This is a genomic window from Streptomyces sp. NPDC059866 (assembly GCF_042731325.1).
GTDB classification, from domain to species: domain Bacteria; phylum Actinomycetota; class Actinomycetes; order Streptomycetales; family Streptomycetaceae; genus Streptomyces; species Streptomyces flavusporus.
Genome location: NZ_JBHWJT010000066.1, coordinates 1 through 23,288, shown reverse-complemented (window position 1 = coordinate 23,288; position 23,288 = coordinate 1). Strand labels below are relative to the sequence as shown.

Annotated in this window: 17 protein-coding genes and 5 pseudogenes; 14 read left to right on the top strand and 8 right to left on the bottom strand. The window is 69.1% G+C overall.

Features of this window, described 5'->3' with window-relative positions; translation table 11 throughout:
* Positions 1-574: 574 nt before the first annotated feature.
* Complete coding sequence (locus tag ACFV7R_RS44335; RefSeq protein ID WP_385275674.1) at positions 575-3,310, bottom strand: cation-translocating P-type ATPase; 2,736 nt, start codon at positions 3,308-3,310, stop codon at positions 575-577.
* A 771-nt stretch (positions 3,311-4,081) separates the two neighbouring features.
* On the opposite strand from ACFV7R_RS44335, the gene ACFV7R_RS44330 reads away from it, so the two are divergent.
* Positions 4,082-4,507 carry a hypothetical protein gene (locus tag ACFV7R_RS44330; protein ID WP_385275671.1) on the top strand — a complete coding sequence of 142 codons (426 nt, stop codon included), beginning with the start codon at positions 4,082-4,084 and terminating at the stop codon, positions 4,505-4,507.
* A gap of 68 nt (positions 4,508-4,575) precedes the next feature.
* A pseudogene (locus ACFV7R_RS44325) lies at positions 4,576-5,335 on the top strand (IS6 family transposase).
* Positions 5,336-5,499: 164 nt separating this feature from the next.
* On the opposite strand, the gene ACFV7R_RS44320 reads toward ACFV7R_RS44325, so the two are convergent.
* Positions 5,500-5,919 (bottom strand): hypothetical protein, encoded by a 420-nt coding sequence (locus tag ACFV7R_RS44320; RefSeq protein WP_385275668.1) that lies wholly within the window; start codon positions 5,917-5,919, stop codon positions 5,500-5,502.
* Between ACFV7R_RS44320 and ACFV7R_RS44315 the strand changes: the two genes are divergently transcribed.
* Positions 5,909-6,070 carry a hypothetical protein gene (locus ACFV7R_RS44315; RefSeq protein WP_385275665.1) on the top strand — a complete coding sequence of 54 codons (162 nt, stop codon included), beginning with the start codon at positions 5,909-5,911 and terminating at the stop codon, positions 6,068-6,070. The two genes, ACFV7R_RS44320 and ACFV7R_RS44315, sit on opposite strands and share 11 nt — an antisense overlap.
* A 13-nt stretch (positions 6,071-6,083) precedes the next feature.
* Here ACFV7R_RS44315 and ACFV7R_RS44310 read toward each other — a convergent pair whose 3' ends face one another.
* The 3 genes from ACFV7R_RS44310 to mobF all read right to left on the bottom strand — a co-directional run bounded on the left by ACFV7R_RS44310 (position 6,084) and on the right by mobF (position 10,825).
* On the bottom strand, positions 6,084-7,280 hold the full coding sequence (locus tag ACFV7R_RS44310) for an RNA-guided endonuclease InsQ/TnpB family protein (RefSeq protein WP_385275662.1): 1,197 nt from the start codon (positions 7,278-7,280) through the stop codon (positions 6,084-6,086).
* Positions 7,281-8,258: 978 nt separating this feature from the next.
* Positions 8,259-8,477, bottom strand: a complete 219-nt coding sequence (locus ACFV7R_RS44305) for a hypothetical protein (protein ID WP_385275659.1) — start codon at positions 8,475-8,477, stop codon at positions 8,259-8,261.
* A 422-nt stretch (positions 8,478-8,899) separates the two neighbouring features.
* Positions 8,900-10,825 carry a MobF family relaxase gene (mobF, locus tag ACFV7R_RS44300; RefSeq protein ID WP_385275656.1) on the bottom strand — a complete coding sequence of 642 codons (1,926 nt, stop codon included), beginning with the start codon at positions 10,823-10,825 and terminating at the stop codon, positions 8,900-8,902.
* Positions 10,826-11,201: 376 nt separating this feature from the next.
* Here mobF and ACFV7R_RS44295 point away from each other — a divergent pair, with 376 nt between their 5' ends.
* The 3 genes and pseudogenes from ACFV7R_RS44295 to ACFV7R_RS44285 all read left to right on the top strand — a co-directional run.
* Positions 11,202-11,513: a transposase gene (locus ACFV7R_RS44295; RefSeq protein WP_385275653.1), complete on the top strand. Its 312-nt coding sequence runs from the start codon at positions 11,202-11,204 to the stop codon at positions 11,511-11,513.
* Between the two features lie 17 nt (positions 11,514-11,530).
* Positions 11,531-12,076, top strand: a pseudogene (locus tag ACFV7R_RS44290) (IS3 family transposase); the annotation flags it as partial.
* A 90-nt stretch (positions 12,077-12,166) separates the two neighbouring features.
* Positions 12,167-12,395, top strand: a pseudogene (locus ACFV7R_RS44285) (IS110 family transposase); the annotation flags it as partial.
* Positions 12,396-12,676: 281 nt separating this feature from the next.
* On the opposite strand, the gene ACFV7R_RS44280 reads toward ACFV7R_RS44285, so the two are convergent.
* Entirely contained in the window at positions 12,677-14,146 is a 1,470-nt protein-coding gene (locus tag ACFV7R_RS44280) for an MFS transporter (RefSeq protein WP_385275650.1), read from the bottom strand.
* Positions 14,147-14,319: 173 nt separating this feature from the next.
* Complete coding sequence (locus tag ACFV7R_RS44275) at positions 14,320-15,075, bottom strand: IclR family transcriptional regulator (RefSeq protein WP_385275647.1); 756 nt, start codon at positions 15,073-15,075, stop codon at positions 14,320-14,322.
* Positions 15,076-15,245: 170 nt separating this feature from the next.
* On the opposite strand from ACFV7R_RS44275, the gene ACFV7R_RS44270 reads away from it, so the two are divergent.
* The 8 genes and pseudogenes from ACFV7R_RS44270 to ACFV7R_RS44235 form a co-directional block, all read left to right on the top strand.
* On the top strand, positions 15,246-16,013 hold the full coding sequence (locus ACFV7R_RS44270) for an IclR family transcriptional regulator (protein WP_385275644.1): 768 nt from the start codon (positions 15,246-15,248) through the stop codon (positions 16,011-16,013).
* 83 nt (positions 16,014-16,096) lie between these two features.
* Positions 16,097-16,939, top strand: a complete 843-nt coding sequence (locus ACFV7R_RS44265) for a 2-keto-4-pentenoate hydratase (protein ID WP_385275641.1) — start codon at positions 16,097-16,099, stop codon at positions 16,937-16,939.
* Positions 16,936-17,883 carry an acetaldehyde dehydrogenase (acetylating) gene (locus tag ACFV7R_RS44260; RefSeq protein ID WP_385275639.1) on the top strand — a complete coding sequence of 316 codons (948 nt, stop codon included), beginning with the start codon at positions 16,936-16,938 and terminating at the stop codon, positions 17,881-17,883. The genes ACFV7R_RS44265 and ACFV7R_RS44260 overlap by 4 nt, the downstream gene beginning before the upstream one ends.
* Positions 17,880-18,893: a 4-hydroxy-2-oxovalerate aldolase gene (gene dmpG, locus ACFV7R_RS44255; protein WP_385275636.1), complete on the top strand. Its 1,014-nt coding sequence runs from the start codon at positions 17,880-17,882 to the stop codon at positions 18,891-18,893. Before ACFV7R_RS44260 ends, dmpG begins: the two co-directional genes overlap by 4 nt.
* A 201-nt stretch (positions 18,894-19,094) precedes the next feature.
* Positions 19,095-19,955: an alpha/beta fold hydrolase gene (locus ACFV7R_RS44250; protein WP_385275633.1), complete on the top strand. Its 861-nt coding sequence runs from the start codon at positions 19,095-19,097 to the stop codon at positions 19,953-19,955.
* Between the two features lie 30 nt (positions 19,956-19,985).
* Positions 19,986-21,695 (top strand): bifunctional 3-(3-hydroxy-phenyl)propionate/3-hydroxycinnamic acid hydroxylase, encoded by a 1,710-nt coding sequence (locus tag ACFV7R_RS44245; protein ID WP_385275630.1) that lies wholly within the window; start codon positions 19,986-19,988, stop codon positions 21,693-21,695.
* Positions 21,692-22,636 carry a 3-carboxyethylcatechol 2,3-dioxygenase gene (locus tag ACFV7R_RS44240; protein ID WP_385275627.1) on the top strand — a complete coding sequence of 315 codons (945 nt, stop codon included), beginning with the start codon at positions 21,692-21,694 and terminating at the stop codon, positions 22,634-22,636. The genes ACFV7R_RS44245 and ACFV7R_RS44240 overlap by 4 nt, the downstream gene beginning before the upstream one ends.
* Before the next feature lie 224 nt (positions 22,637-22,860).
* Positions 22,861-23,142: pseudogene (locus ACFV7R_RS44235) on the top strand (transposase); the annotation flags it as partial.
* On the opposite strand, the pseudogene ACFV7R_RS44230 reads toward ACFV7R_RS44235, so the two are convergent.
* Positions 23,079-23,288: pseudogene (locus tag ACFV7R_RS44230) on the bottom strand (ISAzo13 family transposase); the annotation flags it as partial. The pseudogenes ACFV7R_RS44235 and ACFV7R_RS44230 sit on opposite strands and share 64 nt — an antisense overlap.

The following is a 23,288-nucleotide window of genomic DNA, read 5'->3' as shown; positions in this document are numbered from 1 at the left end:
CTCACCGGTGATGCCATACCCGCCCCCTGCCACACGCCGTCACTGACACCCAACACAACGAGTGGCCCGGCAAAGGTTTCCGGTCACAGCACTAGCGACTCGCCCGGAGCCGACCGACGACGGGACGGAGGTCGCCGGACCGAAAGGCCGGGCTGTCCCCCATCGTTTCTGGTGGGCATGGCGATCCCTGTGCGAGATGGCCGACCGGCAGGCGGCGCGGGACCGCCTCTTCTTCGATGGTCCCCAACGCCCCGGCCCCGCGCATCCCCGACGACCCGACGACACCGCTAAAGGAGGTATCGGCCGCTGCAGTGGAGTACGTGGCTCACCAGGCGAAGGGGCCCCGGCGGAGCCAAGGTCCGCTCGGCAGCCCGCCGTCGGTGATCACCTTGAATCCCTTGACGCAGGGGTTGCGTTGGACGACTTCAACGTCGAAGCCGAGGCGACGTCGGCGTAAGTGACGCTCCGTACGTCCAGCACGCAGGCGCTCGGGTCAGCGCCGCGGCCTTCGTCCTCGGCTACCGCGGACCTTCAACGCCGGGCAGGCTTTCCCGGCATCAGGGGATGGATCGATTCACAGCCGCTCGTTCGCCCGGGTCCGCAGGACGGCCTTGAGGAGTTCGCCCACCACGAGGATGGCCGAGCCGACCGCCGCGCACACCAGCCACTGCCGAGAGGTCAGGTCCGTCGTGGTGAAGAAGACGTGTAGCGCATCCATCTCGACCACTAGGAGCAGCAGAAGAATGACGGCGCCGGTGGCGACGAAGGCCGACGTGTTGGAGAGCGTCTCGCGGCTGAAAACACTTCGGGTGGGGTGGCGCACGTTGAGCAGGTTGAACGCCTGGAAGAACACGAACGTCACGAACGCCATCGTGCCCGCGGTGCTCGGCTCTCCCAGCCCCGGTTCGGGTCCCGGAGCCAGCATCAGCACGGCCAGCGTTCCGGCCGCCATCACGGCGCTGGACAGCAGGATCCGCTGCAGCCGCTCCCGGGTCAGGATGCGCTCGTGCGCCGGGCGCGGTGGTCGGCTCATCGCGTCCTGACTGACGGGGTCGACGCCGAGCGACATCGCGGGCGGCCCATCCATCACCAGGTTGACGAAGAGGATCTGCAGTGCGGTGAACGGCGCCCCGCCCGCGACCCCGATCAGCGAAGCGCTCAGGAATACGAGCACGAAGCCGAGGGCGGTCGACAGCTGGAACCGGGTGAACTTCACGATGTTGTCGTAGATGCCACGGCCCTCGCGGACGGCGCTGACGATGGTCGCGAAGTTGTCGTCGGTGAGGACCATCGTCGCGGCTTCCTTGGTCACCTCCGTACCGCTGCGTCCCATGGCGACGCCGATGTCGGCCTTGCGCAGCGCCGGTGCGTCGTTCACGCCGTCGCCGGTCATCGCAACCACGTCGCCCCGTGCCTGCAGCACGCGCACGATACGGATCTTGTGGGCGGGCGAGACCCGGGCGACGACGCCGGTGTCATCGAGGCGGCGAGCGAGGTCGCCGTCGTCGGGGAGCCGGTCGAGGTTGTCACCGCTGACGGCGCCGCCGGGGATGCCCAGCTCTCCGGCGATGGCTGCGGCCGTCACCGCATGGTCTCCGGTGATCATACGGACCCGGATGCCCGCCTCCCGGCACTCCGCGATCGCCTGCTTCGCCTCCGAACGCGGGGGGTCGACGATGCCCACCAGCGCGATCAGCACGAGCCGGCCGAGCATGTCCTTGGGGTCCTCGGCCGCTTCGACGTCCCCGGGGGCGAAGTCCTCCGCCCCCACGGCGAGCACGCGCATACCCTGCTCGGCGAGCGCCGCGTTGGCCTGGTCGTACCGCTCGCGTGCCGCCTCGTCGAACGGCACGATGCCGTCGTCGCCGAAGTACCGGTCTGCCATGCCCGCCAGCACGTCCGGGGCGCCTTTGACGAAGCACCGCACGACGTCCTCGCCTGCGTCGCTGGTCCAGCGGTGGAACGTCGCCATGAACTTGTAGTCCGAGTCGAACGGGACCTCCCGCATACGGGGCCGCTCGGAGCGCAGCACGGAGACGTCCACGCCGCCCTTCTCCGCGAGCACCAGGAGCGCGCCCTCGGTGGGATCGCCGATCACGTCCCCGTCGCGCAGCTCCGCGTCGGTGCACAGTGCCATCGCGATCAGCGCCTCGTCGATCGTGCCGGGCAGCGGCCGCCCGTCGGTCGTCCTGATGCGCCCGTCCGTGGAGTAGCCCTCGCCCGAGATGGTGAACCGGCGGCTGGCGAGCAGCATCTCGCGGGCGGTCATCTGGTTGAGAGTCAGGGTGCCCGTCTTGTCGGTGCAGATCTGCGAGGTGCTGCCGAGCGTCTCGACCGACGCGAGCCGCTTGACGATGGCTCCGCGCGCGGCCATCCGGCCGGTGCCCATGGCGAGGGTGAAGGCTACGACCGCGGGCAGCCCTTCGGGAATGGCGGCGACCGCGAGCGAGACGGCGCTGATGAAGAGGTCGCCGAAGTCCTGGCCGCGGACGAGTCCCAGGACGAAGACGACCACGACGACGGCGCCCGCGATGAGGGTGAGAGTGCGGCCGAGAGCGGTGATCTGCCGCTGCAGCGGGGTCGGTTCCGGCTCGGCCTCGTGCAGCATGTGGGCGATCCGGCCGGTCTCGGTGTGCATCCCGGTCGCGGTGACCAAAACCTCGCCGCGGCCCCGGGTGACCGTCGTGTTCATGAACACGGCAGTGGCGCGGTCGCCGAGCGCCGCCCCCGGGTCGACCCGGGCCCCCGCCGACTTCGGTACGGCCTGCGCCTCCCCGGTGAGCGAGGACTCCTGGAGCTCCAGCGAGGTGGCCGACAGCAACCGTCCGTCCGCGGGCACCCGGTCACCGGCTTCCAGCACCACCACGTCCCCGGGCACGAGTTCAGCAGCATCCAAACTCACCATCCGGCTGTCACGCCGTACGGCCGCTGTCGTGACGAGCATTTTCTTGAGCGCTTCGAGTGAGGCCTCCGCGCGTGACTCCTGGACGAAGCCGATGGTCGCGTTGAGCAGCACCACCAGGGCGATGACGACCGGGGTCTCCCACTCCCGGGTCACCACCAGGCTGACCACGGCGGCGACCAGGAGGATGGCAATCATCGGGTCCTTGAATTGCCGCAGGAAGGCCCGCCACCGTGGCTCGCGCGGGGTCTCGGCAAGCCGGTTCGGACCGTGCCGCTCCAGGCGCTGGGCCGCCTCCGCCGAGGAGAGCCCGGCGGCGGCATCCACGTCGAGGTGCCGTAGTGCCTCGGCAGGGGGAAGGGCGTACCAAGGCTGGGTCACCGCTCCGTCGGGCATGGGTTCGGCCATCGGCTCATGCTGCCCCGGCGGCAGTACCGGGCCAAGGACGCCACACGGCCGCACGACGGCTACACCCCGCTGGCGGAGGTCTCTGCGCGTGACGAAGCCGGTTCGTGGCACCCATAGCTCGAGGACAACCCCTGTGGAGCTGCAACAAATGAGTACGCGAGGAGGAGTCCTCCACGCCCCCTGGCATCCACTCGCCACCGTTGGCGCGCAGGTAGGGGTGATCGCTCGGGAGGCGTTTCACCTGAACGTTCAGTTCGCTCTGCCTCCGCAATGAAGCGCGGCAAGCCGTCCTTGGCAGTGCCGGCCGAGTCGGGCGCTTGCCCGGCCCTGAGCTTCTCGTCGGCCTGGCAGGCCTTGGGAAGCCGAACAGAGGGCGATGCACACCCGCTATGTGGATCTGTCCCATATTGCACTAAATGTAGACTACATGTATATTTGCGAGCGTAGCGCATGTTGCAGGCATGAGAAAAGGGGCTGATCATTCATGGCACGCCGGATCGCCGAGCGGACCAAGCGGCTTGGCTTCTGCGGCTGCCTGCGCCTCGGGATGCTTCGCTAAAGGAAGCGGCAGCGCCCCAAAGGAGAGGACGGTGAGGAATACCTCGCAGACCTGGACAGGGCGCCAACTGGGCCTGTTGCAGCGCGCCTTGGATGTCCGGCCGTAGTCACGAGCCAGGAAACGGTCCGGCAAGCAGCAGAACCGGCCAAGGAAACACTTTCCACTGCATTTCGGTGCAGGTCTGATACGGCGGGGGCGAAAGGAGACGTCCAATGGACAGGTCGCATAAGAATGAGGAGCGCTTCTACGTCTATCCCATGAACCGAGTGGTGGCTGTATTGCCCGACGAAGCGCACGTCAGGACTTCCTTCGAGGACCTGGAAAATACAGGTATCCAACTGGATAGTTTGCATGTCCTCACCGGGTCGGAAGGTGAGCGACTGCTGGACAGGCGCGGCAGTGACCACGGCTGGCTCGCGCGCCTCACCCGGTTCCTTCAGCGAGGCGCCTACGAAGGAAACGTCTTGCAAGCGCATAGTAAAGCGTTGAGGCAGGGGCGCAGCGTGGTCTATGTACCGGTTCAGGGGACGGCCCAACGTCGGCGCATCGTCGGAATACTCCGCAGCCACGGTGGCCTTAACATTCTCCATTTCCGCCGGTGGGCGGTCGAACAGATCGTATTCCCGTCAGTTCCCTGAGCGGCCCCTACAGTCGGCGCAGGGCGGCAGCCGATCATCCTCACAGTCACGTTGGCTAACGGCGTGAGATGGTCTCCAAGTTGATAACCCTCGGGAGGGGATCGTGCGTGGCGGGCACGCGGCCGTCGCACCAGGGCCACCGGTACCCGGTGGGGATCATCTCCCACTGCGTGGGGCTGTACTTCCGGTTCCCGCTCGGCTTCCGCGGGGTCGAGGAGCTGATGCTTCAGCGCGGCGTCGTCGTCTCCTATGGGACGGTCCGCCGGTGGTGCCGGAAATTTCGGGCGGTCCTACGCCGACGCGCTGTGCCGACGCCGCCCCAGGCCAGGCGATGAATGGCATCTGGACGAGGTCTTCGTCAAGATCAACGGCAAGCGGAAGTACCTGTGGCGCGCGGTGGACCAGGACGGCAACGTCCTGGACATCCTGGTCCAGAGCCGTCGCGACAAGGATGCGGCCAGGCGTTTCTTCCGGAGACTGATGAAGAAGACCCGGTCGGTGCCCCGCGTGATCGTGACCGACAAGCTCCGGTCCTGCGGTGCCGCCCACCGCGAGGTGATGCCCCCGGCCGGGCACCGCTCCCACAAGGGCCTGAACCACCGGGCCGGGAACTCCCACCAGCCCACCCGGCAGCGCGAACGCGCGAGGAAGGGATTCCCCAGCACCGGCGCAGCCCAACGGTGCCTGTCCGCCTTCAGCGGCATCTCACCCCCCTTCCGACCCTCACGCCACCTGATGACCGCCACCGAACACCGCCTCGAGATGACCATCCGTTTCACCCTCTGGGACCAGATCACCGGCGTCGTCGGCCAGCCCACCAGGGCCTGACCCCAAGACTGCCACCCGGCCCGACCCGCGCTGACGCGACCTCAGACACCTCACACCCCCAACAACATGACAACGCCCGCAGGGAAGAAAGAGGTCCTCGACCTGTTCATCCCAGTGCCCGCCCTCATGGGAGTTCGTAATCGAACCGGCGTAACCCACGACGGTCACCGCTCCGCCGGCCAAATGACGGAGGCGTCCGTCAGCGGCTCAGACAGTTCCACACCGAACCGCCGGTGCCACAACAGGTGCAGAGCATGCGCCCGCGCGACCGCCGGCAACGCCGTGCGCTCCACCAGGCGGCCGAACGCCACCGGCCCGGCGGCCGCAGCCGCCACCAGTTCCTCCTGCAGTCCGAGCGGATCCTGCACCGGCCGTCGCTGGGCAGACAACTGGTCCAAGACACTGTGAACGTGCGGTCGCCAGCCGGCCACCACGCTGTAACGCCAGCCGGCCGCAGTCGCGACCTCCTGGGCGGCCGCGAACTTGAGCGCATCCGCCTCGCGCACCAACCGCTCGGGGCGGACGTCGAACAGCCACCGGTCTCCGTCCGGCATCGCGGCGAGGAAGTCGGGTGTGTTCACCACGCCCGCCCACGTACTCGAAGATGAAGCGGAACGGCTGCGTGAGCACCTCGACCACCGTCACGAAGTCCAGCGCCAGCAACAGCCGGGCTTCCTCCAACGACTCAAAGCCGTGATGACGTCCGGTGCAGACCTTGACTTCTCCCCCTCGTGAACGAGGGGGATTCTCACGGCTCGCGCTGTGAGGGTTTCTGCTTCACCGCCGACTGCCCGCCCGGAGTTCTCCGTTGAGGTCTTACACCAGCTCCACAGACAGACACCGCCAGCCCGGCGGTCAGAAGGTTCTTCGCCGCGTTCACGTCCCGGTCATGGACCGTCCCGCAGACACACGTCCAAGACCGGACGTTCAGCGGCATCTGCCCTTGCAGGGTGCCGCAGGCGGAGCACAGCTTGGAGGAGGGGAAGAAGCGGTCCACCGCGATCACTTCCCGCCCGTACCAGGCGGCCTTGTACTCCAGCATGCTCCGGAACTCCGCCCACGCCGCGTCACTGATGGCGCGGGCCAGACTCCGGTTTTTGACCATGCTGCGCACGGTCAGGTCCTCGATCACGAGCGTTTGGTTATCGCGCACGAGTCGAGTGGTCAGCTTGTGCAGGCAGTCCCTACGACGGTCGGCGATCCTGGCGTAGATCCTGGCGGCCCGGCGCCGAGCCTTGGCCCGGTTGGCCCCATCTCCCTTGGCCTTGCGGGCAAGCGCCCGCTGGGCCGTGGCCAGCCGCTCGCGGTCGCGCCGCTCATGCCGGGGATTGGTGATCTTCTCCCCCGTGGAGAGGGTCAGCAGATGATCCAGGCCGACATCAATTCCGACCGCTGCACCCGTCGCGGGGAGCGGCTTGATGCCCGGGTCTTCGCACAGCAGGGACACAAACCAGCGCCCCGCGCTGTCCTGGGACACGGTGACGGTGGACGGCTCCGCGTCCTCCGGGAGCGGCCGGGACCACACGATCACAAGGGGCTCGCTCATCTTCGCCAGCGTGAGCTTCCCGTCCCGGTAGCGGAACGCACTGGTGGTGTACTCCGCCGTCTTCCGCGACTTCTTCCGGCTCTTGAACCGCGGATACTTCGCCCGCTTACCGAAGAAGTTCGTGAATGCCGCCTGCAAATGCCGCAGTGCCTGCTGCAACGGCACCGACGACACCTCGTTGAGGTAGGCGAGTTCCTCGGTCTTCTTCCACGCCGTCAGCATTGCCGACGTGGCGTTGTAATTGACCCGCTCCTGCCGCGCCCACGCCTCGGTGCGGACGGCGAGTGCCATGTTGTAGACCTTACGCACACATCCGAACGTGCGCGACAGCTCAGCCGCCTGCGCATCAGTCGGATAGAAGCGGTACTTGAACGCCCGCTTCACACGGATGGCCTGCACATCTCACAAACTATCACATCAACTTGTGGGCGCCTGCGGGGAGTTGCTGCTGAACGACGATCCGCCCTGACTGCGAATCGTCTTTCCCTGCCCTGCTCCGCAGGAGTCCGTTTCCTCTCCGCCCTGAAGGGCGGAGTATCCACGGAGGTAACCAGATGAACTGCAGTCCCGGGCGGTGCCGCTGACGAGCTCGCCATGTGAACCGGCGAACCGACTGCGAGGACAGCAACGGCACGCCGACAGATCACGTACCAGACAGACAACCGAGTCCCCATCGAACCGCCATGTAGCTGTCCACCGGCGCGGCCACGAGGCACCCAGCAGGAGCCTGTCACGTACCGGGTCCACAGGCGTGTAGGCGGAGAACAGGTCCTCCAGCCCGCAGGCCTCCGAGCGAACGGCATTACGAGCTTGAGGTTTCACCACACCAGCTGAGCACCAGCGCGCATGCCGCGTGCACGGGTCTTCATAGTTGATCGCATGCCCGCGTGCGCGGGCCGCTGTTCGCCAAATACGGATCAAATCCGCCAGCTATCGAGCAACGTCACACTAGCCCGCCCCGGTTTGGAGAGGAGGAGAGATCTCCGGACTTTATCCACAGGGGCACGGCCTGAGCATCAGGTCAGTCGCCGTAATCGTCACGGTGACCGACCTGTTGAGGAGATCCTAATGCCGTACCCGGAGCAGCCCCGCACGCCGCTGACCCCCGAGGAGGTGGAGCTCGCCTTCGAGTACCTCCTGGCGGTACAGGCCAGCAGCGAGCACGCCTTTGTCGCCGTCATTGATCGAACGCCGTTCCGGCACCGGCCTTCCTCCTGCTGCGGCTGGCTGAGGACATCATCCTCCCCGTCACGGACCTGGCGCCCGATGCCGAGCCGTGCGCGGACTCCTTCGCCCTGGACGAGGTCGGCTGCGTCCTGCTGTCCACGCTGCAGGAGTGGGCGAGCGAGTGCCTCGCGATGGAATCGATCCTCTCCCTCAGGGAGTCCACTTGTACTTGCCGCCGCCGACCCATCTCACGATCGACGGGTCGTCGAGATCCACATGCGTCAGTCCCGACTCGTGCGCGAGTCGGATCACGTCGATCATGTCGTGGGCGGTGCCCGCGGTCATGCCGCGGATCTGGACGATGCGGAACGGCGGATCGCCGGGGGTGACGGCGGAGACGACAATGGGAGGGCCTGCGTAGTCGCTCATGTCTCCAGCCTGCGGCAGCGGCATCGCGGGCGCATGCGAGCGTGATCGTCCCCGGGAGCTTTAGGTCCGACGACACCGACGATCCCTGCGCCGGCTCCTTCGCGCTGGACGAGCTCGGAGTCGTCTTCCTCATGGCGATACGCGAGTGGGCCCACCTCTCCCCCACCACCGCCGGGCCGGGCATCGCCCGCAGCATCGCGCACTTCACCGGCCAGATCCTCGCCGACGATCCCCAGGACGTCGCCGCCATTTTGCACAATCTGCGCACCGAGCAGCTGGAGCAGGCCCGCGCGGCGCACTGCGAGTCGGCGCGCACCAGTAGCCGCACCTGCGCACCGGCCGGTGCGGGTGATCGGGCCGGTGCGCACGTGGTGCGATGCGCGGTGCGCAGCCCCTCGGTCCGCCAGCGCACCGAGTGCACATCATCCGGGCGCGCCGGGACCCTGGCCGGGGCGCGGCTGGTGCGGGCCGTGCGCACTCTGCTCGTCCGGCTGGTGCGCACGCGGCGCGCAGCCCGGGTCCTGGTGCGCAGGCTCCGGGTCCTGGTCCGCAGGCTTGCGCACCCGCAGGCGCGCCTCGTCCCCTACGGCGGCGAACGCCGTTCCTATCCGGCGGATCTGGTCGGCGGTCAGCTCCAGCGCCTGAAGGTCGGTGCGCAGCGCGGCGACGTCGACGGTGCCGGCCTTCCGTGCGGGCCGCTCCTCCTGGCCGAAGAGGAACAGTTGCTCGGGCATCGCGGCCTGCTGGTGCGCGACCACGTCGTACATGGCGCGGCCCATGCGGCGGGCGGTGCGCAGTTGCGCGGTGAGTACGTCGCCGGCGATGACCGAGCGGTCGTAGCGCAGCGGCACGCGCGGGATGTCCCACTCCCCCGCCTCGAGGGGAAGGCGGGGCACGGCCGGGTCGGCCGGGGGCTGCCGGTCCGGGTCGGGAAGGGCGCCCGGTGGGCGCCGGTCGGGTGCAGGCCCGGGCCGGGCCCACCGGACGAGGTAGAGGCGGTAGTCGGGCTGCTGGCCGCGCTCGGTGCGGGGCTCGGTGATGTCGGTGCAGTGCGCGGCGAGCGCCTCGTTCACGATCCTCTCGTCCAGGCCCATCTCTCGGCGTCGGCCGCGCTGGACGAGGGCGAGGTGGCGGCGGGCTTCGGCGAGCAGGTGGCGGCGGTGGAAGTAGCCGTCCTTGTGCATCACGAACACCGTGGCGGTGACGGCGACGGCCGCCAGGCCGATGTCGACGACGACGGCGACCCGGGCCCGGATATCGGCGGCCGCGGCGCGGGCGCGCTCGAGGAGGGAGTCGATGAGGTCGGCGCCAGCGGCGAGGAAGGCCCGCACGCTGGCCCGCCAGTCCTCGCGCAGCTGCATCAGGGAGCGGGCCTGCGGCTTCGCGGGGCGGGTCTTGCGGGCGGCGATCCGGTTCAGCTTCGCCCGTGCCCGCTCGGACACGACGGGTACGAACTTCAGGTTACCGTCGTCGTCGGTGGCGGTAGCGTACTCGTGCTCCAGGTCGGTGAGGCAGGCGGCGATCTGCGTGCTGCGCCGGGCAGTCCAGCGGATCAGCTCGTGCGGGACGCCGGCGACTTCCATGACCGGGCGGCGCCCGGCGGTGACGGTGCGGGGCTCGGAGGCCAGCCGCAGCGCCTCGCACGCCTCCATCATCACGACGTCGTTGTAGAGCGCGGACGCGGCGACGGCCGACTCGTGCAGGGCCTCGGTGTGTACCGCCCCCCAGACGCCGTCCGGGCGCAGGGCCCTGAGCGACAGAAGGAGGCGATCGTGCAGCAGCGGCATACCCGACCTCGCCTCATAGTGGCGGAAGCGAGCAGCGACCAAGCCGTGCGCGGGGCGAGTGCGATAGATGCCCTGAGCCCCGTACCGGATGACGGCGACATCCGTCTCGATCCAGGCGAGCACCACGGCGATAGCCCGCTCGTGCGCGGCCTCGATCGCCTTCCGCGTCTCCTCATCCTCGAGCGCCCACAGCAGTTGCAGGGTCGGCTGCGGGCGGAAGACCAGATCGGCCCCGGTGACCGTCACCTTGCGTCCGAGCGCACCGGCCCGGCGCGCGGCCGCGGGCTTCTTCCCCGCCGCCAGCTGCACGGCCACGAGCCGGTTGGCGTCCGGGTGCCGGCATTCCCCGAACAGGGAGCGCAGCTGCGCCTCGGTCACCTCCTGACCGGGTGCAAGACCGAGGGCGGGCAGGCCCCGGCCCATCCAGCGCCCGACCGGAACCCCGGCGTCCTGCTGCGCCTTCTTCAGTGGCTTGCAGGCCGGTCGGCGGCCGTCGCCGACGAGGACCTGGCGCAGGAAGTAGCGGTACATCTGCCCGGCGGTGATCAGTGCGATATCCATCACGCAGACCACGCCGCACGGCCCTGACCTGCAAGAAAAGACCGATCAGCGTTCCCTCCCGCCAGGCGGGAGCAACAGCCGAACTTTCTTGCCGAGTGCCCGTCAGGCGGGAATCGGCTCCAGCCGACAGCCGAGTGTCATCACTCTCCAGTCCGGCTCCTCACACCACCGTCAACCAGCACCAGCGAACACACATCAGCGCCAACACACAGCGACGGGTCACCGCCAAAGCCGCCCTTATTACAGGCCCGCCCACAGAACAGCCCCGGCAAACGCCGGGGCTTCGTGCTCCCGAGAAGAGCCCATGAGCTGCCCTCGGTTCCGTGGAGTCCTTGAAGCCAGGTCTATGATCTTGGCGTGAGGAGATCCACGATCAGTGCCAGCACCACGTAAATACCCCGACGAGCTGCGGGAGCGCGCGATCCGCGAGGTCCGCTCCACCGGCCGTCCCGTCGCGCACGTCGCACGCGATTTGGGCATCCACAAGGAGGCCCTGCGGAACTGGGTCCGCCAGGCCGAGGCGGACGCCGGTGAACGCGACGACCGCCTGACCAGCTCCGAGCAGGAGGAGCTGAAACAACTCCGCAGGGAGAATGCGGAGTTGAGGCGGGCGAATGAGATCCTCAAGGCCGCGAGCGCGTTTTTTGCGGCCGAACTCGACCGTCCCCGGACGAGGCCGACCAGGTGATCGAGCACCTCAAGGGCATGGGCCTCGGGGTCGGGTTCCTCTGCCGGGTGCTGGAGCTGTCCGAGTCCGCCTGCTATGCGCGCAGGAAGCGGCCGAAGTCGGCCCGCCGGCTGCGCGACGAGCAGTTGGTCCCTCTGATCGTGCAGGTCCACGACGAGTCCGGGGCCACCTACGGGGCCCGGCGGATCACCCGCGCCCTCAGGCGCAAGGGCGTCGAGGTCGCACGGTGCACGGTGGAGCGGCTGATGACCGAGCTGGGCCTGGAAGGCGTCATCCGCGGGCAGCGTCGTCGCACCACCGTGCCGGAGCCGTCGGCACCGCGGCCGCCGGACCTGGTCGACCGTGACTTCACCGCCGATCGGCCCGACCAGCTCTGGGTGGCCGACATGACCTATGTCCGCACCTGGACGGGCTGGGTGTACGTGGCGTTCGTCCTGGACGTGTTCTCCCGGACGATCGTCGGCTGGCAGGTCGCGAACCACATGCGGACCGAACTCCCTCTGGACGCGCTGGAGATGGCGCTGTGGCGGCGCCGGATCAAGAAGGACTCCGGCCTGATCCATCACAGCGACAGTGAGTATGTGAAGGGCCGGACGTTCCCGGGCCTCTTGACCCTCACAGCGATGGACGCGCCAGGATGGCGGTGCCGGGATGCACAGCCCTCCCGCCGGGGAAACAAGCAGCTCAAACGGGCCTTCTTCCTGTCCGCATTCGCGGCCCTGGCCGACCCGGTCCTCGCGGGCCTACTACGACAAGAAGATCGCTCAGGCAAAGCACCACACCCAAGCCCTCCTCTGCCTCGCGAGACGCCGAGCCGACGTGCTCTTCGCGATGCTCCGCGACGGCACCTTCTACGAACCCCAACCCCCCCCCACGGGTTGACGAAACCCATAGGGGCACCCCCGCCGCGTGGCAGATAGCGCTGCCCGGCTTCGTACCAGTGGTTGGACGGCAGTCCCGGGTAGTGGACGGCGGCAACCTCGTCACGCTGCTCAAGCCATTCGGTGAGGGCCTGGGGCCCCGCGGCGCCGCCCAGCTCGCCGTCCCGCCGCGCACCCGAGGGCCAGCGGGCCGCCCCCGACGCGGTCATAGACATCGCCTTCCATCAAGGCCGGTTCAGGGATCCCAGGCTCGGTACCGGCAGCGACAACGGCCAGGCCGCCTCAGTCCACCGACGAGCCACGCACCGCCGCACCCACGCCCTGCCGTCCCGGCGCTTCGCCCGCTGCCGAGTTGGTCGCGACCGCGTCGGTGATGTCGGCGCGGTGCGACTCCCGCGTCAGTGCGATCGCCGCTGCGCTGACGAGGCACACGCCGATCAGGTAGACGCTGACCGCCGCGGAGTGGGTGCCCCCGCCCGCCCCGGCGAGCAGGCTGCTGGCGATCAGCGGCGCCGTGCCCGCGCCCAGCGTGGAGGAGAGCTGGTAGCCGAGCGAGGCGCCGGTGTACCGGGCGCGCGTGCCGAACATCTCGCTGACGAACGCCGCCATCGGCCCGTACATGGAGGCCTGCAGGATGGGATTGCCGATGATGTACGCCACGAACAGGAGCGCTGCGGAACCACTGTTGACCAGCGCGAACAGCGGGAACGCCGCCGCGGCGGTGACCAGCGCGCCGGTGATCATGACGGGGCGGCGGCCCACCCGGTCCGAGAGCATCGCGAACGCGGGGATCGTGAAGATGTGCAGTGCCGAGGAGACCGTCTGCGCGAGCAGCACGGTCGAGCGGTCGAAGCCGACACCGGTGGCGTACGTGAGCATGAAGGTGGCAAGCAGCGACTGCAGGACGAGAGCCGCGCAGCCGCCGAGACTCGACAGGACGATGTTCTTGCGGTAGCGGCGAAGGACGGTAAGCAGGGGCGCTTCCTGCTTGCCCGCCTCCTGCGCGGCCCGGCGCCGCGCCTCGGTGAAGACCGGGCTCTCTGTGACCTTGAGCCGGATGAACAGGCCGATCACCATGAGCAGCAGGCTGAGCAGGAATGGCACCCGCCAGCCCCAGGCCAGGAAGTCGTCCTCGGGCAGTGCAGAGAAAGCGGCGAAGACCGCGGTGGCGAGCACGGCGCCCGCGGGTCCGCCCATGTTCGCGAAGGATGCCATCAGACCGCGACGCCCGGTGCTCGCGTGTTCCATGGCCATAAGAGCGGCGCCACCCCATTCGCCGCCGACCGCGACGCCCTGGACCAGACGGCAGGCGACCAGCAGCACGGGCGCCCAGATGCCGATGGTGTCATAGGTGGGCAGGAGGCCGATGGCGAAGCTGGCGAGCGCCATCAGGGTCATGGTCAGCACCAGCATCGACTTGCGGCCGACGCGGTCGCCGAAATGCCCGAAGATGACGCCGCCCAGCGGACGTGCGACGTAGCCGACGGCAAGGGTGCCGAATGCAGCGATCGTGCCGGTGAGTGCATTCAGGTCGGTGAAGAACAGCTCGTTGAAAACGAGTGAGGCGGCGGCACCGTACAGCAGGAAGTCGTAGAACTCGATGGCGCTGCCGACAAAGCTGGACAGGGCTATGCGTCGTGACTCGGCGCGACGCGCAGCGTCGTTGAGGGGCATCTGCGACTCCGGGGGTTCGGTGCGCTGCGGAGGGCGGGGCACCCGGGGCGGGAGCCGGTCGTCCACGGCACCGCCCATCGTGTGCATTTTCCGCACAGGCGCATGTAGATATCGAACACAATGCGGGTGTCCCGGGGGAGTGTCAAGAGCCGTCCGAATGATCGATCAAGCCGGCCGGAGCGCAGACGAAGCAGGCCCCCACAACAGCGTGGGGGCCCGGTGGGCAGCGTGGGGAGGCACGGCGACGCGGCTCAACCCAGCGAGGAGATCTCCTTGGCGACCGCCCGCATCGCGGGCACGGACGCCTGGGCCACGTCCTCGCGTGACGTGATGAGGTTGACGCACATGTGCAACGCGGGATCGGCCACGTGCAGGGGCACGGCGACGCCGTACGCGCCGGGTTCGATCTGCCCGAAGGTCCGGGCGTAGCCCTGTTCACGGGCCTGTGTGACGTCGGGCGACTCCCCGGGCGCGGGCGGGCGCAGCGACGCGAGAGCCAGCCCGGCGGCGCCGACGCCGACGGGGTGGCGACTGCCGACCCGGTAGCTGAGGTGGTAGTCCACGGACCACGGTTCGACCACGGCGACGGCGACGGCCTCGTCCCCCTCCGCCGCGATCAGCGCGACCGTGGCGCCGAGTTCGTCGGCCGTGCGGCGCAGCACGGGCAGGGCGGCCTCACGGACACCCGCCGCGTATCCACGCGCTAGCGTGACCGTGCCGGAGCCGGCCCGGTAGCGGCCGTCGGACGCGCGCACGACCAGGTGGAACTCGGCGAGCGTGACCAAGATCCGGTACGCGATGGTGCGGTGGACGCCCAGCCGCTGGGCCACGTCCTGCACGGCGAGCCCCTGGGGCTGCCCGGCCACCAGTTCGAGGGCGAGCAGTCCACGCGCGAGCGTCTGGGACCCGACCGCCTTGCTGGCCGCCCCGTCCCCCCGCCCCGCGGCGCGCCCGGGTCCGCTGTTCGGCGCACCCTGTGTGACCGGCCCCGCCTGGTTGTCGCTCATCCGCTCAGTCTACGTGCGCGGTGATGACACATCGTCACTCCCGGTGGCGCCGGCACGCTCCCGTACAGTGGGAAACGCCGCGCAGGACGTCACACCTGAGCCCTCCGCCTGACGAGCCGATCGTGACGTCGTGCGCCGGAGCAGCCCGGACTCCCCGGAAGGAAGAATCCTTGAGCGACGACGCGCCCAGCGGCGTCCTGAGCAAGGCTCTCACCGTGCTGCAGGCCTTCACCGTCGAGGACATCACACTGGGGTTCACCGAGCTGCAGCGGCGGACGGGCTTCGCGAAGAGCACACTGCACCGGGTCCTCGGCGATCTGGTGGCCGTCCGGCTTCTCGACCGTGTCCAGGGGCGCTACCGTCTGTCCGGCCTCGTCTTCGAGCTGGGGATGCGCGCGTCGGTCGAGCGCGGACTGCTCGAAGTGGCCACACCCTTCCTGGAGGACCTCTACGTCCGCACCCACGAACTCGTGCACCTGGGCACCCGGGAGGGCACGGAGGTCGTCTACGTCGCCAAGATGGGCGGCCACCGACAGGCGGACTCGCCGTCGAGACTCGGCGGGCGGATGCCGCTGCACGCGACGGCGCTCGGGAAGGTGCTGCTGGCCCACGCCCCGGCCGAGGTGCGCGAAGCCGTTCTGCGCGGCCCTTTGGAACGCAAGGCACCCCGGACGATCACCAACGTCGACGTCCTGGCTCGGCAGATGTCCGACGCCGGCACGAAGAACGTCGCCTTCGAGTACGAGGAATCGGCTGTCGGCATCGTCTGCGTCGCGGCCGGGATCTTCGGCCCCTCGGACGAGATCGTGGCCGCGGTCAGCGTGACCGGCCCGGTGCACCGGTTCCAGCCCGCCCGGCATGCCACCAGTGTGCGCGCGGCCGCGGCGGGCATTTCCGCGATGCTCGGCCGCCGCGCCGAACTGCGTGGCAACCAGTGACCGGGACCTGCGCCCAGGAATGAGTTCCGCGTGGCGGAACTCATTCCTGGGCGCAGGTCACCCTTCTTGTCCAAGCTGGCGGCATGAACGAGTTTTCCCTCGACAGCGTCGCCGTGGCACAGGCGGCGCAGCGGCTGCGGCGAGCCGCCGCCGACCGCGTACCCTGCCCCCCGGTGCGCGATCTGATCGGCAGCGACGACGTGAAGGCGGCGTACGCCGTCCAGGAGCTGCTCACCGCGCACCGTCTCGATGCGGGTGCCCGCATCACCGGCCGCAAGATCGGCCTCACCTCACCTGCCGTGCAGCGGCAACTGGGCGTGGGCCAGCCGGACTTCGGCGTGCTGTTCGCCGACATGAGCGTCGCGGACGGCGCGTCCGTGCCGGTCGGAGAGCTGCTCCAGCCCAAGGTGGAGGCGGAGATCGCGTTCGTCCTGGGCGCGGACCTCGCATCCGGGCCGCTTGACGACGCCCAGGTCCGGGCCGCCGTGGCGCACGCGGTCCCCGCTCTGGAGATCGTGGACAGCCGGATCACCGACTGGGACATCACCTTCGGTGACACGGTGGCCGACAACGGCTCTTCCGCGCTCTATGTGCTCGGGGCCCCGGCCAAACCGCTCGCCGAGTTCGAGCCTGTCGAGGCCGTCATGACCTTGAAGAAGCACGACGAGACCGTCTCCAGCGGCGACGGCGCGGCCTGCCTGGGTGACCCGCTCACCGCGCTCGCCTGGCTCGCCCGGACCGCTCTCGACGTCGGCGATCCGCTGCGCGCGGGTCAGGTCGTACTGTCCGGCGCCCTGGGCCCGATGGTGCCGGCCGCGGCCGGGGACGCATTCGTCGCCGACATCTCCGGTCTCGGCTCTGTCTCCGTCCGCTTCCATGACGCATCCGGCGTCTCCGACTCCTCCGGCGAAGGAACCTCCGTATGAAGACCAAGGTTGCCGTCATCGGCTCGGGCAACATCGGCACCGACCTGATGATCAAGGTGCTCCGGCTGTCGGACACCCTCGAGATGGGAGCGATGGCCGGCATCGATCCCGCGTCCGACGGGCTCGCCCGGGCCGGGCGGCTCGGCGTTCCGGTGACCGCCGAAGGCGTCCAGGGCCTGATCGCGATGGAGGGCTTCGAGGACATCAGGATCGTCTTCGACGCGACATCCGCGAAGGCGCACGTCGCCAACGCCGCGGCGCTCGCCCCGTACGGCAAGCAGCTCATCGACCTGACCCCCGCCGCCATCGGCCCGATGGTGATCCCGGCGGTCAATCTGACCGACCACGTCGCCGCGGACAACGTCAACATGGTGACGTGCGGCGGCCAAGCCACCGTCCCGGTCGTCGCGGCGATCTCCTCGGTGGCACCCGTCCCGTATGCGGAGATCGTCGCCTCGATCGCGTCGAAGAGCGCCGGTCCCGGTACCCGCGCCAACATCGACGAGTTCACCGAGACGACCAGCCACGCCATCGAGACCGTCGGCGGCGCCGACCGCGGCAAGGCCGTCATCGTCCTGAACCCGGCGGAGCCGCCGCTGATCATGCGGGACACCGTGCTCGCGCTGGTGAACGCGCCCGGCGAGACCACGCACGACGCGATCCGCGCGGCCATCGCGAAGCGGATCGACGAGGTGTCGGCGTATGTGCCGGGGTACCGCCTCAAGCAGCAGGTGCAGATCACGCCGATCCCGCCCGACCAGCCCGTCCACACCCTCACTGAGGCGCCGGTCACCCACCAGGTCTCCGTCTTCCTCGAGGTCGAGGGAGCCGCCCACTACCTCCCCGCGTACGCCGGGAACCTCGACATCATGACCAGCGCGGCCCTGCGGATGGCCGAGGCCATGGCCGCCCGCGCCACCGAACTCCAGGGAGCCGACGCATGACCGTAGCCAAGCTGTTCATCCAGGACGTCACCCTGCGCGACGGCATGCACGCCATCCGGCACCGCATCGAGCCCGAGCAGGTCGGCCGGATCGTGGCCGCCCTCGACGCGGCCGGGGTCGACGGGATCGAGGTCTCCCACGGCGACGGACTCGCCGGCGGGTCGCTCAACTACGGCCCCGGCAGCCACACCGACTGGGAGTGGATCGAGGCCGCGGCGGCCCACGTCAGGAACGCCCGCCTCACCACCCTCCTCCTGCCCGGCATCGGCACCATCGAGGAGCTCAAGCAGGCGTACGCGCTCGGCGTACGTTCGGTGCGGGTCGCCACGCACTGCACCGAGGCCGACGTCTCGGCCCAGCACATCGCCACGGCTCGCGAGCTGGGCATGGACGTCTCCGGATTCCTGATGATGAGCCACATGGCCGACGCCAAGACGCTGGCGGGACAGGCCAAGCTGATGGAGTCCTACGGAGCCCACTGCGTCTACGTCACCGACTCCGGCGGCCGCCTCATGATGGACGGCGTCCGCGAGCGGATGCGCGCCTACCGTGACGTGCTCGACCCTGCCACGGAGATCGGCATCCACGCCCACGAGAACCTCTCCCTCGCCGTCGCCAACTCCATGGTCGCGGTGGAGGAGGGCGTGACCCGTGTGGACGCGTCCCTGGCCGGCCAGGGCGCGGGCGCCGGCAACTGCCCCATCGAACCGTTCATCGCGGTCGCCGAGCTCAACGGCTGGAACCACGGCTGCGACCTCTTCGCCCTGCAGGACGCGGCCGAGGACCTGGTGCGCCCGCTGCAGGACCGCCCGGTCCGCGTGGACCGCGAGACCCTCACCCTCGGCTACGCCGGCGTATACGGCTCCTTCCTCCGCCACGCGGAGACCGCGGCCGAACGCTACGGCCTCGACATCCGCACGATCCTCGTCGAGGCCGGCAAGCGGGGCCTCGTCGGCGGCCAGGAGGACATGATCGTGGACGTGGCACTGGGACTCGCACAGGCGAGCTGATACCACGCTCGGGACAGGGCCGGGAGGGCACGATCTCCCGGCCCTCCTCGGCATGCCGACACAGCCGCTCCGGCACCGGCCGCACGGCACCGGGCACGGGCGACGTGACCAAGCCCCCCTTGACATTCCTGCCGAGCAAGCATTCCATCGTCGTGTAAATAACGCCCGTCGATGTGCATATACAGATCAAGGAGCCGGGTCATGTCCGTCACCAAGGAAGCCGCGTCGCGCGACATCGCCCTTCCGTCGGGCCTGCGCATGCGTTACTACGAGGCCGGGCAGGCCGGGGCCGCCCCCGTCGTCCTGCTGCACGGGTCCGGCCCCGGCGCGACGGGGTGGTCGAACTTCTCGGGCAACATCGGCCCGATCGCCGACGCCGGATTCCACGTCATCGCCCCCGACATGCCGGGCTGGGGCGACTCCGACGCCCAGGCGACCAAGGACATGGACCACGACGCCACGCTCGTGGAGTTCCTTGACGCGCTGGGTCTCGCGAGGGCCGCCCTCGTCGGCAATTCGATGGGCGCCCACACCGCCGTCCGCTTCGCCACGCTGCACCCGGAGCGCATCACCCACCTGGTGACGATGGGCGCCTCCCTCGGCCGCGGCCCGGCCTCCCTGTTCGGCCCGGGCGACGGCCCGAGCGAGGGCCTGAAGGTCCTGGTCAAGGCCTATAAGGACGCGAGCCCGGAGAACATGAAGGCGCTCGTCGAGATCATGACGTACGACAATGACCGCTTCGCGACGCCGGAGCTCACCCGGGCCCGTTCACAAGCGGCGCTCGCCCGCCCCGACCACCTGAAGAACTACGTCGAGGGCCTCGCGCACGGCGCTCCCATCCCGATCAAGGTCGACCGCGACAAGATCCCCGGCATCCAGACGCCGACCCTGCTGATCCACGGCAAGGACGACCGTGTACTGCACTACGAGACCAGCCTGTGGCTCCTGGCCAACATCCCCGACTCACGTCTCGTGCTGCTCAATCGATGCGGCCACTGGGCCATGATCGAGCACGCCGCCGAGTTCAACCGCCTCGTCACCGACTTCCTGTCGCACAACTGAACCGGCAACTGAATCGATCGGAACATCCCCATGACCACCTTCGACACCGACGTCGTTGTCATCGGAGCCGGACCAGTCGGCCTCACCCTCGCCAATCTGATCGGCATACGCGGCCACCGGGCCACCGTGCTGGAAGCCCGCCACGAGCTGATCGACTACCCCCGCGGCGTCGGACTCGACGACGAGTCGATCCGCACCCTGCACACGGCGGGCCTGTGGGAGCAGATCCAGCCGTTCACGGTCCCGCACCACGTGGTGCGGCTGGTCAACGGCACCGGCCGGGTCCTCGCCACCAACAACCCGAAGACGCAGGAGTTCGGCTACCCGCGCAAGCACGGCTTCGTCCAGCCGCTGGTCGACAGGGAGCTCGCCGCCGGCCTCGGCCGGTTCCCGGGAACCGAGCTGCGCTTCGGTCACAAGGTCGTGGGCCTCGAAGACCACGGCGACCGGGTCACGGTCACCGCCGAGCAACTCGACGCCGACTGCGAGGTCGCCGGGACGGTCACCGTCACCGCCAGGTACGCCGTCGGCTGCGAGGGCGGCAGTTCCTTCACCCGTAAGTGGATGGGGGTGGAGTTCGAAGGGAAGTCGCCCTCGACCCGCTGGGTGGTAGTCGACGTAGAGAACGACCCGATCGGCACCCCGTCCGTCTACCTCGGCGCCGACCCGCGCCGCCCGTACGTGTCCATCGGTCTTCCCCAGGGCATCCGTCGCTGGGAGTTCATGCTCCACGACGACGAGCCGACCGAGCTGTGCGACGACCCCGCGTTCATGCACTCCCTGCTCAAACGCCACGTCCCCGACCCGGCGGCGCTGAGGGTCATCAACCAGCGCACCTTCACCCACCACGGCCGCGTGGCCGCCGACTTCCGCAAAGGCCGGGTCTTCGTCGCCGGTGACGCCGCGCACCTGATGCCGGTCTGGCTCGGCCAAGGCTGGAACTCCGGCATACGCGACGCGACGAATCTGGCGTGGAAGCTCAGCGCCGTCCTCGCCGGCAACGCGTCCGACGCTCTCCTCGACACGTACACCGAGGAGCGCCGCAAGCACGCCTCCGACATGATCGACGTGAACATGGCGGCTGGCACGGTCATGAAGATGGGGCGCTTCGGCGGCACGGTGCGCGACGTCGCCGCGTCCGCGCTCAACCTCGTACCGAAGTGGAAGTCGTACTTCACCGAGCTGCGGTTCAAGCCCATGCCGCGCTACGCCGCCGGTGTCGTGGTCGACCAGGCCACGCTCACCCCGGGCAGGGCGCGGGCCGGCTTCAAGCACAGCGGCAGGCTGGCGCCGTTCATCGACTCCGCCGGTGAACTGTCGCCGGTCGGCCTGCAGTTCATCCAACCGCGGGTCAACACCGCTGACGCCACGAACGTCCTGCTGGACGACGTCACCGGCGACTGGTGGACGCTGGCCACCTGGGGCACCGACCCGACGGCGTTCCTGACCGACGCCGACCTCGCGCTCGTCCGCCGCCACCGGTTCAAGCTGGTCTCCTTCATGCCCGAGACCCAGCGCGTCTGGGCCGAGAAGCAGTACGCGGGCTCCGCGGAACCCGTCACCGTGGTCGGCGACAGCACCGGCGCCCTCAAGGACTGGTTCGACGTCCGGGCCTGCGGCCTGGTCGTCCTGCGCCCGGACCACTTCGTGGCCGCGGCTTCCCTCACACGGCAGGCATCCCAGGTTCTCGCCGCCCTTCGCACGGCGGCATCGCTCACCCAGGAAGGAGCCCAGGCATGAGCATCGCCCTCGTCACCACGTCCCACAGCCCTCTGCTGGAGTTCGCCGATCCGCCCGCAGAGGTCGTCGGCGCGGTCCAGGGCGCCTTCGCCGCCGCGCGGTCCTTCATCGAGGAGTACGACCCCACACTGGTCGTCTCGTTCGCACCAGACCATTACAACGGCTTCTTCTACGACCTGATGCCGCCGTTCTGCATCGGCTACGAGGCCGTGGGCGTCGGCGACTACGGCACCGCCGAAGGTCCGCTGAACGTGCCGACCGAGCGCGCCGAGGAACTCGCCCAGTGGGTGGCCGAGCGCGACATCGACGTGGCCATCTCCCGCCGGATGGAGGTCGACCACGGCGCGATCCAGCCGCTGGAGATCCTCTTCGGCGACATCGACACGCTGCCGACTATCCCGGTCTTCGTCAACGGCGTGGCCAAACCCTTTGTGACGATGCGCCGGGTGCGCCAGCTCGGCGAGGCGATCGGCCGCTTCCTCGCCACCCTCAAGGACGAGCGCGTCCTCGTCATCGGCTCCGGTGGTCTCTCCCACGACCCGCCGGTCCCCCAGTGGGCCACCGCCGACGACGCCGCCCGCGCCATGTTGCTCAACGGCAGGCATCCCACGGCAGCGGCCCGTGACGCCCGTCAGCAGCGAGTCATCGACGCGGCGAAGGCGTTCGCGGCGGGCACGGCCACCATCCAGGACCTCAACCCCGAGTGGGACCGGGCCCTGATGAGGACACTCGCCTCGGGCGACCTCTCCCCCATCGACGCGATGACACCCACCCAGATGGCCAAGGACGCCGGCAACTCCGCCCATGAGGTGCGTACGTGGATCGCCGCCTTCGCGGCACTCGGCGCGGTGGGCCCGTACGACGTGACGTACTCCTTCTACCGGCCTATCAAGGAGTACATCGCCGGCTTCGGTGTGATGACGGCGCACAGCACCGCGTAAGTGCCTCGTCAGCTCCAGACTGGCCGCCGAAGGTGGGGGCGGGACTCGCCGACCGGCACCACGGATCACGCACGCGCCTAATACTCCAGTCTGGCTTCGTGATCTTGCGTCAGGGCCGACTGGGAATGGGTACGGCCACCGCGTGATCATCGGGGGTTGTGTGGACTCCTGAAGATCGTGCGGTGGCCGCAGGCCATAGCGTAGACCCTGCCCGCTGGCGAGCGATGTTCGACCAGGTCATGGCCCGGATCGCAGGCAGATTCAGGCGAGTTGAGCCCAGGGCCGCAGCCCGCGCTTACCTGCTTGGGCTACTGTCGAGCGTCGAACGGAAGAACTGCTGGCAGTTGGCCGAACAGGCGGGCCATACGCGGCCGGGGCCGATGCAACGTCTGCTGCGCTACGCCCGTTGGGACGCCGATGCCGTCCGCGACGACTTGCGTGCCTATGCCGCCGAACACCTCGGCGCCGACGGCGGCGTTCTCGTTGTCGACGAGACCGGCTTCCTGAAGAAGGGCCGCTCCTTGGCGGGGGTACAGCGGCAGTACACCGGCACCGCAGGGGCCCGTATTTCAATAACTGTCAGCGATGGGTTTCCGCGGGGGTTGTTCGGGCGTGTAGCTGTTCCAAGGTGCGGGCGGGCGATCCGGGGATC

Coding starts and splice junctions, on each gene's coding strand:
- ACFV7R_RS44330 (WP_385275671.1), top strand. CDS start 4,082: ATGGACAGGTCGCATAAGAATGAGGAGCGCTTCTACGTCTATCCCATG.
- ACFV7R_RS44335 (WP_385275674.1), bottom strand. CDS start 3,310: ATGGCCGAACCCATGCCCGACGGAGCGGTGACCCAGCCTTGGTACGCC.
- ACFV7R_RS44275 (WP_385275647.1), bottom strand. CDS start 15,075: ATGAGCGACAACCAGGCGGGGCCGGTCACACAGGGTGCGCCGAACAGC.
- ACFV7R_RS44280 (WP_385275650.1), bottom strand. CDS start 14,146: ATGGGCGGTGCCGTGGACGACCGGCTCCCGCCCCGGGTGCCCCGCCCT.
- ACFV7R_RS44240 (WP_385275627.1), top strand. CDS start 21,692: ATGAGCATCGCCCTCGTCACCACGTCCCACAGCCCTCTGCTGGAGTTC.
- dmpG (WP_385275636.1), top strand. CDS start 17,880: ATGACCGTAGCCAAGCTGTTCATCCAGGACGTCACCCTGCGCGACGGC.
- ACFV7R_RS44305 (WP_385275659.1), bottom strand. CDS start 8,477: ATGAGCGACTACGCAGGCCCTCCCATTGTCGTCTCCGCCGTCACCCCC.
- mobF (WP_385275656.1), bottom strand. CDS start 10,825: ATGGATATCGCACTGATCACCGCCGGGCAGATGTACCGCTACTTCCTG.
- ACFV7R_RS44245 (WP_385275630.1), top strand. CDS start 19,986: ATGACCACCTTCGACACCGACGTCGTTGTCATCGGAGCCGGACCAGTC.
- ACFV7R_RS44265 (WP_385275641.1), top strand. CDS start 16,097: ATGAACGAGTTTTCCCTCGACAGCGTCGCCGTGGCACAGGCGGCGCAG.
- ACFV7R_RS44250 (WP_385275633.1), top strand. CDS start 19,095: ATGTCCGTCACCAAGGAAGCCGCGTCGCGCGACATCGCCCTTCCGTCG.
- ACFV7R_RS44260 (WP_385275639.1), top strand. CDS start 16,936: ATGAAGACCAAGGTTGCCGTCATCGGCTCGGGCAACATCGGCACCGAC.